General features: G+C 55.6%; 12 protein-coding genes. 1 reads left to right on the top strand and 11 read right to left on the bottom strand.

Annotated elements, in window-relative coordinates; translation table 11 throughout:
• Positions 1-196: 196 nt before the first annotated feature.
• The 6 genes from mraY to mraZ form a co-directional block, all read right to left on the bottom strand.
• Entirely contained in the window at positions 197-1,159 is a 963-nt protein-coding gene (mraY, locus tag ACR0QW_RS05525; protein WP_432642715.1) for a phospho-N-acetylmuramoyl-pentapeptide-transferase, read from the bottom strand.
• Positions 1,156-2,538, bottom strand: a complete 1,383-nt coding sequence (locus ACR0QW_RS05520; protein WP_432642714.1) for a UDP-N-acetylmuramoyl-tripeptide--D-alanyl-D-alanine ligase — start codon at positions 2,536-2,538, stop codon at positions 1,156-1,158. The genes mraY and ACR0QW_RS05520 overlap by 4 nt, the downstream gene beginning before the upstream one ends.
• Positions 2,531-4,024, bottom strand: coding sequence for a UDP-N-acetylmuramoyl-L-alanyl-D-glutamate--2,6-diaminopimelate ligase (locus ACR0QW_RS05515; protein WP_432642713.1), 1,494 nt, complete (start codon positions 4,022-4,024; stop codon positions 2,531-2,533). The genes ACR0QW_RS05520 and ACR0QW_RS05515 overlap by 8 nt, the downstream gene beginning before the upstream one ends.
• Positions 4,025-4,060: 36 nt before the next feature.
• Entirely contained in the window at positions 4,061-4,402 is a 342-nt protein-coding gene (locus ACR0QW_RS05510; RefSeq protein WP_432642712.1) for a cell division protein FtsL, read from the bottom strand.
• Between the two features lie 97 nt (positions 4,403-4,499).
• The gene (gene rsmH / locus ACR0QW_RS05505) at positions 4,500-5,429 is read right to left on the bottom strand and encodes a 16S rRNA (cytosine(1402)-N(4))-methyltransferase RsmH (RefSeq protein WP_432642711.1); all 930 of its coding nucleotides are present in this window, start codon (positions 5,427-5,429) and stop codon (positions 4,500-4,502) included.
• A gap of 38 nt (positions 5,430-5,467) precedes the next feature.
• Positions 5,468-5,893, bottom strand: a complete 426-nt coding sequence (mraZ, locus tag ACR0QW_RS05500) for a division/cell wall cluster transcriptional repressor MraZ (protein ID WP_432642710.1) — start codon at positions 5,891-5,893, stop codon at positions 5,468-5,470.
• A gap of 205 nt (positions 5,894-6,098) precedes the next feature.
• On the opposite strand from mraZ, the gene ACR0QW_RS05495 reads away from it, so the two are divergent.
• Positions 6,099-6,332, top strand: coding sequence for a DUF1858 domain-containing protein (locus ACR0QW_RS05495; RefSeq protein WP_432642709.1), 234 nt, complete (start codon positions 6,099-6,101; stop codon positions 6,330-6,332).
• Positions 6,333-6,386: 54 nt separating this feature from the next.
• Here ACR0QW_RS05495 and pyrE read toward each other — a convergent pair whose 3' ends face one another.
• Genes pyrE through carB form a run of 5 tightly spaced genes read right to left on the bottom strand, consistent with a single transcriptional unit; the run spans position 6,387 to position 12,603 of the window.
• Positions 6,387-6,959 (bottom strand): orotate phosphoribosyltransferase, encoded by a 573-nt coding sequence (pyrE, locus tag ACR0QW_RS05490; protein ID WP_432642708.1) that lies wholly within the window; start codon positions 6,957-6,959, stop codon positions 6,387-6,389.
• The gene (gene pyrF / locus ACR0QW_RS05485) at positions 6,956-7,681 is read right to left on the bottom strand and encodes an orotidine-5'-phosphate decarboxylase (RefSeq protein ID WP_432642707.1); all 726 of its coding nucleotides are present in this window, start codon (positions 7,679-7,681) and stop codon (positions 6,956-6,958) included. The genes pyrE and pyrF overlap by 4 nt, the downstream gene beginning before the upstream one ends.
• A gap of 9 nt (positions 7,682-7,690) precedes the next feature.
• Positions 7,691-8,629 (bottom strand): dihydroorotate dehydrogenase, encoded by a 939-nt coding sequence (locus tag ACR0QW_RS05480; protein WP_432642706.1) that lies wholly within the window; start codon positions 8,627-8,629, stop codon positions 7,691-7,693.
• Positions 8,623-9,393, bottom strand: a complete 771-nt coding sequence (locus ACR0QW_RS05475; protein ID WP_432642705.1) for a dihydroorotate dehydrogenase electron transfer subunit — start codon at positions 9,391-9,393, stop codon at positions 8,623-8,625. The genes ACR0QW_RS05480 and ACR0QW_RS05475 overlap by 7 nt, the downstream gene beginning before the upstream one ends.
• Positions 9,394-9,396: 3 nt before the next feature.
• On the bottom strand, positions 9,397-12,603 hold the full coding sequence (carB, locus tag ACR0QW_RS05470; RefSeq protein WP_432642704.1) for a carbamoyl-phosphate synthase large subunit: 3,207 nt from the start codon (positions 12,601-12,603) through the stop codon (positions 9,397-9,399).
• Position 12,604: the final 1 nt, after the last annotated feature.

The raw sequence follows: 12,604 nt of genomic DNA, 5'->3' as shown, positions 1-12,604 counted from the left end.
ATACCACATACACATGATTGTGTTCAATAGGTTGGGTCTAAAATGAACACGTCAATTTTAAAGGATTCAAATTGTAGGCTGTCCAATTTTGTGGGTAGGTACTACTCTTAAAAAGTGTCCATACTTATGGGTACAGTATACAGTGGTTGGTTTGATTCACTATCCACTATCCACTACTCACTATCCACTTTCTCTCTTATCTCATCAGATACAGCCCAACACCTGCCAGGCTGAACACGCAACTGGCCAGTGCGAAGCGCTTCACCACTTCCACTTCTTTCAGGCCGCCCAGCTCAAAATGATGGTGCAGCGGCGCCATGCGGAAGATCCGCTTGCCGTGGGTGAGTTTGAAATACCCCACCTGCAGCATCACAGACAAGGCTTCCAGTACGTAGATACCCCCGATCACAACCAGGAGCAGCTCAGTGTGGGTCCCGATGGCTACAGCAGCCACAGCACCTCCCAGAGCCAGGGAACCAGTGTCCCCCATAAAGCATTTGGCCGGATGGTGGTTATAAATCAGGAAACCCAGGCAGCACCCTACAATGGACAGGGCAAACAGGGCTTCCGGCTGCAGATTGCTCTTATATCCAATACAGGCAAAGGCCAGCATCACCGGCAGGGTCACCGTGGAAGCCAGGCCGTCCAGTCCGTCCGTCAGATTCACCGCGTTGGTCGTTCCCACCAGCAGCAGCAGGATGAACACAGAATATACCGCATGGCTCATAGGAATGGTCACATTGAAGAAGGGTACCCAGACATTGGTGCTGTACACAGTCACATCTCCCGGATACAACAGGTATACTGCCGCTACCAGGATCTGCAGGGCCATTTTCTGTTTGGAGGTAAGCCCCAGGTTCCGCTTGAAGAAAATCTTCAGGCCATCATCGATGAAACCGATGACACCGTAACCCACGAACAGCCACAGAGCCACCACGATCCGGGAATCCAGAGGGATCCACAGCAGGCTGGCGATGATGGCCGCCCCGATCATCATCAGGCCCCCCATGGTAGGGGTGCCGTTCTTTTTCAAATGTTCCTTGGGACCGCATTCCCGGATGCTCTGGCCGAAATGCCATTTGTGCAGCAGGGGCAGCAGGAACCGGCCGATGACGGCTGTCAGTACGAAGGAAGTCAGCAGGATACCGATTCCGCTCATTGGGCTTTCCCTTCTTTCCGGAACACCAGATCGATCAATTGATAGACTTCCATGCCATGGGAACCTTTCAGCAGCACCACGTCACCGGGCTGTACCAGTGCCTCCAGGGCCCTGGCAGCCGATTCTTTGTCTTCTACGTACTGCACAGGCACGCCTGCTTTTTCGGCTTCTTCCGCCGTATAACGGCTTTCCGGCCCGTAGCAGATCAGAGCATCCACCCCGTCTTCTGCACACCAGCGTCCCACCTGGGAATGGCCGCTCCTGGAATGGGCTCCCAGTTCCAGCATATCCGCCAGAACAGCCACAGCACGGCCATGGCCCTGATTCTTGACCACATCCACCAGGGTCCTGATTCCCACTTCCATGGAAGCCGGGCTGGCATTGTAAGCATCGTTGATCACGGTCACGTCTCCGAAATGCAGGATTTCCTGGCGCATGCCCGTCATCTTCAAATTTTCCAGCCCATGAGCAATGGCTTCATCAGAAACGCCGTACACTTCGCCCACAGCTACGGCAGCCAGGGCGTTCATCACATTGTGACGGCCCAGAAGAGGCAGTTTGACCACCTGGGTATTGCCGGTAATCCTGCTGCGATAGGTAAAGGTAGTGCTGAGACCGTCGGCGATGATGTCGATGGCCTTCACGTCCGCATCGCTGTCGATTCCATAGGAATGCGCCACAGCGCCGGTCTTCATCACGGACACCCGGGGGTCATCCCCATTCAAAAAAGCGTGGTTTTTCGGAGTAAAATCTTCCAGGATCTCACTCTTGGCTTTGGCAATGTTCTCCAAACTGCCCAGCAGTTCCAGATGGGTATCCCCCACATTGGTGATCACAGCCGCATCGGGATAGGCAATGTGTTTCATGGCCCGGATCTGTCCCAGACCCCGCATGCCCATTTCCACCACGGCCATTTCCGTGTCCGGCCGGATGGTCAGCAGCGTCTTGGGCAGACCGATTTCGTTGTTGAAGTTGGCCTGTGTCTTGATCACCCGGTATTTCTCACCCAGTACGGCAGCAATACAGTCCTTGGTGGACGTCTTGCCGTTGCTGCCGGTGATGGCGATGACGGTCAGCTCTTTCTGAAGCAGCCGCCAGGCCGTGGCAATCTGCTGGTAGGCCTTCAGGGTATCGGGGACCACCAGGCATTTGGCCGGGTCCACTCCTTCCGGTACTTTGGAAACCACAGCCGCCCGGGCTCCCGTTTCCAGGGCTTTGGCCACAAAGGCATGGCCGTCGAATTTTTCACCCACCAGGGCCAGGAACAAACAGCCGGGCACAATGGTCCGGGAGTCCGTCATCACATCGGTAAATTCAGTATCTTGAGGCAGAGCGGATTCCACCGACAGCGCCTTACAAATCATAGAAAGCTTAAGCATGGGTCTTCCCCTTCTGGAAATAATCTTGTACCACTTCTGCATCGGAGAAATGGATGGTGCGATCTTTCAGGATCTGGTAGTCTTCGTGGCCTTTGCCGGCAATCAGCACCACATCATCCGGCCGGGCATGGCCCATGGCGTATTCGATGGCTTCCCGCCGATCGGTGATTTTGTGGATTTCCTTCTCCGCAGGCGGTTCTGCCAGGCCTTCCTCGATATCTTTGATGATGGCTTCCGGATCTTCCGTCCGGGGATTATCACTGGTCACGATGAGCTTATCGGCCAGATCCAGGGCAATCCTGCCCATGATGGGCCGTTTCTTCCGGTCCCGGTCGCCGCCGGCACCGAAAATCACCCACAGTTTCCCGCTGGTGATCTGGCGGGCCGTCTTCAGTACGTTTTCCAGTCCGTCCGGCGTGTGGGCATAGTCCACCACCACAGTAAAGGGCTGTCCTGCATGGATCAGCTGGAACCGGCCGGGAACACCGCCGAAATCGTCCAGGCCCCTGATGATCTCATCCTTTGTCAGTCCTTCAGCAATGGCAGCACAGATCGTGCCCATAACATTGTACACGTTGAATTCCCCCGTAATATGCAGTTTCAGATCCATTTCGCCCACGGGGGTATGGAGGTTCAGTTCCATATGGGTGGCAGCCACGTGGAAGGTCAGCGGGTACACATCATTGTCCTTCCCCTTGCCGTAGGTCATGATCTTCGTCTTCACACGGGGCATGATGATTGCCGAACTGGGATCATCGGCATTGAAAACAGCCGTCTTGTTGGGCTTTACCCCTTCATGAAGATGGGTGAACAGCAGGGCCTTGGCTTCCCGGTAATTTTCCATGGTCTTGTGGAAATCCAGGTGATCCTGGGTAATGTTGGTAAGCACGGCTGTATCGTATTCGATGCCTGCCACCCGGCGCAGTGCCAGAGCATGGGAAGACACTTCCATGACACAGGTATCACAGCGGGCCTCCACCATTTCATACAGGATTTTCTGCAGATCCACTACGTCCGGTGTTGTGTTGTGGCTCCTGCGCACTTCATCCCCGATCATCACGTTGATGGTGCCGATCAGCCCCACTTTATGGCCGGTGCGGGTAAGCAGCGTCCGCAGGATATTCGTAGTAGTAGTCTTGCCGTTGGTACCTGTTACGCCTACCATGCGCATTTTCCGGGCCGGGTATTCGTAGAACCAGGGTGCCAGGCCGGTCATGGCGTCATTGGTGCTGGGCACTTTGATCAGTACAGTGCCTTCCACAGGCGGCACGTCTTCTTCCACCAAAATGGCAGCAGCACCCTTTTCCACCGCTTTTCCAATATATTTATGGCCGTCCGTATTGACGCCTTTCAGACAAATAAAAAGGCTGCCAGGGGCAACGGTGCGGGAATCGATGGTCAAATCGCGGATGACTTGATCATTCACCTTCCCCGTGACCACCGCTCCGGGCAGCTGGCAAAGCACTTCCTTCAGTTTTCTTTCCATGTCCATCCCCCATTTTTCGGGAGGCAGAAGCCTCCATCAGTTCTCTCTCACGTAAATGTTGCTCCGGGCCGTCTGCATTCCCAATTTTTTCGTGGCGATGCTGGTAATCCGTTCAGGACTCCGCAGCCGCTCCACGTCGATTTTCAAGGTTTCGTTCTCATCCAGCTGCTGGGCTTCCACGCCTTTCAGCTTCACCAGCGCCTGGGAACGGGTAAAATACAATTCGCTCAGGGCTACATTCACGAATACTAATGATAATACCAAACAAGCAAAAAATGCAACCCGTCGCAGCACAATATTTTTCCTTACTGCAGCTTTTTTCGGCGCCGCCTTCCGCTGCCGCTCCCGGGAAGGATCCGAAGTTTCCTCTTCCTGCACAGCGGCAGATCCATCTGTATAGTATCTATGAGACGGCCAAACCATCGGTCGACCAGTATTTCTGTTCACCATGTTGCGTCTCCTTCAGTATGATTGCTTAAATCTTGATTGCCCCTCTTAATCTTGCGCTGCGGGCTCTGGGATTTTCTTCCAGTTCCGCCGCCGAAGGGGTGAATTTCTTCAGTTTCTTCAGCTCCGGCTTCCGTCCGCACACGCACACCGGCAGCTCCGGCGGGCAGATGCAGCCCCGCTGCAGCCGTTTGAATGCCCGTTTGATGATCCGGTCCTCCAGGCTGTGGAACGTAATGACACCGATACGGCCGCCGCTCTTCAGATGATGGACTGCCGTTTCCATGGCAGCATCCAGGATTTTCAGTTCGTCATTCACTTCGATGCGGATGGCCTGAAACGTCCGCTTGGCCGGATGGGGTCCGTCCAGACGGGCGCCTTTGGGAATGGCTGCCTTGATGATGTGGACCAGCTCCCCTGTTGTGGTGACAGGATGTTCTTTCCGGGCCGCCACGATGAACTGGGCGATCCGTTTGCTCCACCGCTCTTCGCCGTACTTGTAGATCAGGCTGGCCAGGTCATCTTCCTTATATTTGTTCACCACATCGGCTGCAGTGAGGGTGGCTTCCTGGTCCATACGCATGTCCAGGGGCCCATCGTGCATGTAGGAGAAACCCCGCTGCGGAGTATCCAGCTGGTAGGAGGAAACTCCCAGGTCAAACAGGATTCCGTCCACCTGATCGATGCCAAGTTCCTGGAGGACGGCTTCCAGATTCCGGAAGTTGTTGTGGACAACCTTCACCTGGCACTTTGCATCCTTCAGCCGTTCTGTGGCAGCACAAATGGCATCCTCATCCTGATCGATTCCGATGAGCATGCCTTCCGGATCCAGCAGCTGGGTGATCCGGCGGGAATGGCCGGCACCGCCCAGGGTACAGTCCACGTAAATCCCCTTCGGATCCGTGACCACCCACTGGACACTTTCTTCCAATAATACGCTTTTATGGACAAATTCCATGCAAATTCCCCGTTCTATGAGACAGGAGGGTCATCCCCTCACTCAAATTCCAATTCTTCAATCATATCGGCTACATCGGCTTCCACCGTCCTGGTGTACTCCGCGTACCGCTGTGCATCCCAGATTTCAGCCTTGCTTCCCACACCTACGATCAGAGCGGTTTCTTTGATCCGGGCGTAGGTACGCAGGTTGGCCGGCAGCAGGATGCGGCCCTGTTTATCAGGTTCTACCTCGCAGGCGCCCCCGAAAATGAACCGGGAAACGTCCCGCATCTTGTGTTTGGGCATCATTTTTTCAGCAAAGCTGTTCTTCAGCTTTTCCCAGGCTTCCATGGGGTATACATCCAGGCACCCGTCCACGCCTCTGGTCACAACAAAGGACGTTCCCAGGTTTTCCCGCATTTTGGCAGGAACAAACAGACGGCCCTTGCTGTCCAGGGCATGTTCGAATTCACCCATCAGCATGACCGTCACCCCACTTTCGCCAAAAATGCACCACTTTCCACCACTTTTCACCATTATAGAATGTTTTCAGGGAAAAAGCAATTGAAAAACCAGTCATGTCAGCGTAAAGACAATGACTGCGGGGAAAGACATTTCTCTTTTCTATTCTTGACAATCTATGCTATAATAAATCATACAAACTTAATTGTAATCGAGGAGGATTCAGATGGAAAAAGTTACTGCTGATTCCAGCATTATCAGTACGGTGCAGATGCACCCTGAAATCGTCAACATCTTTATGCAATATGGTCTGGGCTGCATCGGCTGCATGGCTGCCAACTTCGAAACCATCGGCCAGGGTGCCGCAGCTCATGGTATCGATGTGGATGCCCTGATTGCTGACATCAACGACTGCATTGCTGAAGTGGAAGGCGATGCCAAAGAAGAAGAAAAGAAATAAAGCGATAAAAAAATACCGTCCCGATGAGGGGCGGTATTTTTTTATCGCTTTTTATTATTTCCCGGTCCGGCCGCGCTGGGTCAGAGCCACACCCTGTTTGCACAGCGGGCATTCTTCCGGTTTGTACGCTTCCACGCTCAGGCGCAGCAGCGGTTCCATCCGCACACCGAAGTCCACTTTGCCGCCGCTCCGGTCTACCAGATAGCCCACGCCTACAGGTACGCCGCCTTCGCTCTTCACCACGTCCAGCACTTCCCGCACGCTGCCGCCGGTGGTCACGATGTCTTCCACCACCAGCACTCTGGTGCCCGGTTTGATGGCAAACCCGCGTTTGAAGGTCATCTTCCCGTTCACCCGTTCGGTGAAGAAGAATTTGGTTCCCAGGTTCTTGGCCACTTCATAGGCCAGCAGGATACCTCCGGTCATAGGCCCTACCACCAGTTCCACATTGTCATTGATGAACCGGGCTGCGATTTCTTTGCACAGGGCTTCCGTATAACGCGGATGCTGCAGAACATTGAATTTTTCCACATACAGCGGACTATGCAGGCCGCTGGTCAAGAGGAAATGGCCGTGCATGACGGCGTTGGTTTCTTCCAGCATATGCAAAACGGTATTTTCGTTCATTCTTTCCAGGCTCCTTCCATTTCTTCCAGGATTTTCCGTACAGCTTCCTGTTTGTTCTCTGCCTTGGTGATGGGCCGACCCACCACCAGATGGGTGGATCCGTTCTGGATCGCCGCAGCCGGCGTAGCAATCCGGCTCTGGTCATTGGCAGCCGCCCAGGCCGGGCGCACCCCCGGCGTCACGATCAGGAAGTCTTTTCCGCAGCGCTGCCGGATACCGGCGGCTTCCCGGGGCGAAGCTACCACCCCGTCCAGCCCGCTTTCCTTCGTCAGAGCTGCCAGATCCAGGACTTCTTCCCCGATGGGTTTGGCATAATTCAGGGGTTTCCACTGATTCTCATCCATGCTGGTGAGCACAGTGACAGCAATCAGTCTGGGAGCAGGTTTCCCCAGTTCTTTTGCTGCTTCCCGCACAGCCTTCACCCCTTCGGCCATCATCTTGGACCCGCCCACAGCGTGCACGTTCATGATGTCGGCGCCCAGCCGGGTCAGTACAGCCAGGCTGTGGGCCACCGTATTGGGAATGTCCTGGAGCTTCAAATCCAGGAACACTTTCTTGTTTTTGTCTTTCAGGTAGCGGATCATGTCCGGGCCTGCGCCGTAAAACAGTTCCATCCCCACCTTATAGAAGGTCACTGCATCTCCCAGTTCCTCCACCAGAGCTTTCGCCTGATTGAAAGTGGGATAATCCAGTGCTGTAATCAGTCTGTCTCTTACGTCCATGGTGCCTCCTCAGGCTCTGTTCGGCAGAGCCTGGCCACGCAGTTCGTCCAGGCTCTTGATGCCGTTATCGTCCAGGTACTGCTGGATGCCGTAGCTGATCTGTTCAGCCAGATCAGGCTGGGTGAAGTTGCAGGTCCCTACAGCCACTGCTGTGGCTCCGGCCAGGATGAATTCGATGGCATCCTGCCAGCAGCTGATGCCGCCCATCCCCACCAGAGGCACTTTCACGGCCTGGGCCACCTGATACACCATGCGCACAGCCACCGGCCGCACTGCAGGGCCCGAAAGGCCGCCCACCACATTGCCCAGTACCGGGCGCCGCTTCCGGATGTCGATTTTCATGCCCACCAGGGTGTTGATCAGGCTGATGGCATCGGTACCGGCTGCTTCCACTGCCCGGGCGATCTCAGTGATATCCGTTACATTGGGGGACAGTTTGGTGATCACCGTTTTATGGGTGTGGGCCCTGGCCGCCTGCACCACCTTGCCGGCTTCATGGCAGTCCGTCCCGAAGGCCAGGCCGCCCTGGGCCACGTTCGGGCAGGAAATGTTCAGTTCAATGGCATCCACACCGTCCACATCCAGCATTTCAGCCAGCTGGCCATATTCCTCGGCGCTGTCCCCATCGATGTTCACGATAACCGGAGTCCTGGTGACCCTGCGCAGATGAGGCAGGGTTTCCTTCAGGAAGAATTCCACTCCGGGATTCTCCAGTCCTACACAGTTCAGCACCCCTGCCGGGGTCTCTACCAGCCGCTGGCCCCTGTTGCCGGACCGTGGCTTCAGGGTCGTCCCCTTTACCGTAATGGCGCCGATATGGTCCAGTTCCAGGAAGTCGGTGAATTCCAGCCCAAATCCGAAAGTACCGGAAGCTGTAGTCACCGGAGTCTTCATGGCGACCCCTGCCAAATTCACCGCCAGACGCGGATCTTCATAGGGTTTTACCATTCTACGACCTCCTGGCTCCAGAATACCGGGCCGTCCTTGCAGATTTTCATCCGCTTGCCGCCCCTGCCTTCGCAGGAACAGGACAGGCAGGCGCCCAGGCCGCAGCCCATGTATTTTTCAAGGGATACCTGACAGGGCACCCCATATTGCTTCACCACTTCTACCACAGCCTTCATCATGGGAGAAGGCCCGCACACGTAGACGCAGTCATACGCACCGGTTTTCAGCAGGTCCGGCAGGACGGCATTCACCGTACCCTTGACCCCATAGGAACCATCATCCGTGGTTTCGTACTGCCTGGCGGTCTTGTCCCTGAACAGATCTGCCCAGAATACTTCGACTTTCGTCCGTCCGCCCACAATGACTTCCATTTTATGGCCGGGATCTGCCTGGGCCAGAAAGTGCAGCGGAGCCAGGCCCACGCCGCCGCCGACCAGAAGGCCATGTTTGGCAGTAAGGTCAAAGCCGTGGCCCAGGGGCCCCACCACACTGATTTCCGCACCTGGTTCCAGGCTTTCCATCAGCGCAGTGGTCTCCCCCACCACCCGGTAGATCAGGGAAAAATTCCCCTTTTTCACATCCACACCGGCCACACCGAAAGGCCTGCGCAGCAGCGGTTCGTGGAGTTTGTTCACCCGCACAGTGACGAACTGGCCCGGTCTGGCCGTCTTCGCCACTTTCGGCAGGTGGATTTCCATGCGGCGGATATCGTGGCTCAGGGTTTCCTGGGCCACAATGGTACCGCTTTCAAATACAGCAGTCATAGCTTACTCCGATTTCAGGTCCTGCAGAGCCACCACGCTTACCACGTGACGGCGCCGCATGGCTCCGATGGCATGTTCCAGGGCACGGGCCGTATCCAGGCTGGTCAGGCAGGGAATGGCATGTTCCACCGTGGACCGGCGGATCTTAAACCCGTCTCTCGTGGCATCGCTGCCGTGGGTCAGCGTATTGATCACCATGCAGATGCGGCCTTCCTTGATATCGTCCAGCAGGTTCGGAGTACCGGCGCTGGCCTTTTCCACCCGGCCCACATGGATTCCCTTGCTTTCCAGGAATTTGGCCGTACCGGCAGTAGCCACCAGTTCGTAGCCCAGATCTTCGAACCCTTCTGCGATGGGCACCACTTCTTCCTTATCCTGGTCTGCAACGGTGATCAGGATGGCCCCGCTCTTGGGGATATGGGTACCGGCAGCGATGAAGGCCTTATACAGCGCTCTCGGGAACTGCGGATCGATACACATCACTTCGCCGGTGGATTTCATTTCCGGCCCCAGGGTGATATCTACATCCGTCATCTTGTTGAAGCTGAATACCGGCGCCTTGACGGCGTAATAATCCGGGAACAGTTTCAGGCCCGGCTTGAAGCCCTGTTCTTTCAGAGAAACGCCCATGGCACATTTGGTGGCCACATCCACCATGGATACGCCGGTGACCTTGCTCAGGAACGGAACCGTACGGCTGCTCCGGGGGTTCACTTCGATCACATACAGTTTTTCGTCCCGGACGATGTACTGGATGTTGATCATGCCGTGGACTTCCAGGCCCAGGGCCAGTTTATTGGTGAAATCCACGATCTGTTCGATGACATATTCGCTGAGAGTGCGGGGCGGGTACACGGCGATGGAGTCACCGGAATGGACCCCGGCCCGTTCGATATGTTCCATGATGCCCGGCATCAGCACATCTTTGCCGTCGCAGATGGCATCCACTTCCACTTCGGTGCCCATCAGATAATGGTCCACCAGTACAGGATGTTCATGGGAAGCCTTTACGGCGTTGTTCATGTAATATTTCAGTTCGTCATCGTTGTAGACGATTTCCATGGCCCGGCCGCCCAGCACGTAGGAAGGACGCACCATCACAGGATAGCCTACATCGTTGGCAGCTTTCAGAGCACCCTCGATGTCGAATACCGTATGGCCTTTCGGACGGGGGATTCCCACCTGGGTCAGCAGTTCATCGAACCGTTCCCGGTCTTCTGCCCGGTCGATGCTGTCTACGGAGCTGCCCAGGATCTTCACGCCGCATTCATGCAGCGGACCTGCCAGGTTGATGGCGGTCTGACCGCCGAACTGGACGATGACCCCTTCCGGTTTTTCCCGGTCGATGACGTTCAGCACATCTTCCAGGGTCAGAGGTTCGAAATACAGCCGGTCGGCGGTATCGAAGTCGGTGGATACGGTTTCCGGGTTGTTGTTCACGATGATGGTTTCATAGCCCAGATCTTTCAGAGCCCATACAGAGTGTACGGAGCAGTAATCGAATTCCACGCCCTGACCGATACGGATCGGTCCGGAGCCCAGCACCATGACTTTCTTTTTGTCAGTGTCTTCCACTTCGTCTTCCACACCGTAGGTGGAGTAGTAATACGGAGTTTCAGCATCAAATTCGGCAGCGCAGGTATCCACCATCTTATAAACAGGAGTGATGCCCCACTGTTTCCGGATGGCACGGATTTCCAGCCCCGTCTTCCCCACCAGTTTCCCGATGGTCACATCAGCAAAGCCGCGTTTCTTGACTTCACGCATCAGTTCCGGCGTCAGTTCTTCGCTCTTCAGGCAGTCTTCCAGTTCCACGATATGGCGGATCTTCCGCAGGAAGAATTCATCGATTTTGGTGATGGCATGAGCCTGATCCACAGTCATGCCTCTCCGGAAGGCTTCGGCGATGGTAAAGAGCCGTTCGTCATCCACCTTGCGGACTTTGTCGAACACTTCCTGGTCGGTCAGCTTATGCAGTTCCGGCAGATCCATATGGATCAGACCGATTTCCAGACAGCGGACAGCTTTCAGCAGACCGGCTTCGATGTTCCGTTCGATGGCCATCACTTCGCCAGTGGCCTTCATCTGGGTACCCAGGGTATGGTCGGCGTTGACGAATTTGTCGAAAGGCCAGCGGGGAATTTTGATGACGCAGTAGTCCAGGGTGGGCTCGAAGCAAGCGGAAGTCTTCTTCGTTACGGCGTTCTCGATTTCATCCAGCGTATAGCCGGCAGCAATCTTGGCAGCCACTTTGGCGATCGGATATCCGGTCGCTTTGGAAGCCAGAGCGGAAGAACGGCTTACACGGGGGTTCACTTCGATGACGATGTATTCCTCGCTGTCCGGGTTCAGGGCATACTGCACGTTGCAGGCCCCTTCCACGCCCAGTTCCCGCACGATGTCGATGGCAGCGGTACGCAGCATCTGCACTTCCCGGTCGGTCAGAGTCTGGCAGGGTGCCACTACGATGGAGTCGCCGGTGTGTACGCCCACCGGGTCGATATTTTCCATGTTGCAGACGGTGATGCAGTTATCCGCATGATCCCGCACCACTTCGTATTCGATTTCCTTCCAGCCGGCCACGGACCGTTCAATCAGAGCCTGGCCGATCAGGGAGTACATCAGGCCTTTGGTCGTGATGTCATCCAGCTGATCCATGTTGTGAGCGATACCGCCGCCAGTGCCGCCCAGGGTATAGGCCGGACGCACGATCAGGGGGAAGCCCACCTTTTTGGCAAATTCCTTGGCTGCATCCACGCTCTCCACGATGGTGCTCTGGGGAATGGGCTGATGCAGTTTCTCCATAGTTTCCTTGAACAGTTCCCGGTCTTCTGCCTTCATGATGCTGGGGATCTGGGTGCCCAGGAGCTGTACATTGTATTTCTTCAGGATGCCCTTCTTATCCAGTTCAATGGCCAGGTTCAGGCCGATCTGGCCGCCCAGGGTAGCCAGCAGGGAATCCGGGCGTTCCTTGGCAATGATGGCTTCCAGGAATTCCACATCCAGGGGTTCCACATACACCCGGTCGGCAATGTGCACATCGGTCATGATGGTGGCCGGGTTGGAGTTCACCAGCACCACTTCCAGTCCTTCTTCTTTCAGGGCACGGCAGGCCTGGGTACCGCTATAGTCGAATTCCGCAGCCTGACCGATGATGATCGGGCCGGAACCGATGACCATGACTTTCTTTACGTTTTCCTTCTTTGGCATA

Origin of the sequence: Acidaminococcus sp. (assembly GCF_050873445.1) — a bacterium.
In the GTDB taxonomy this organism is placed as follows: Bacteria; Bacillota; Negativicutes; order Acidaminococcales; family Acidaminococcaceae; genus Acidaminococcus.
The sequence above is the reverse complement of the archived record's forward strand: the minus strand, read 5'-3'. Positions and strand labels throughout refer to the sequence as shown.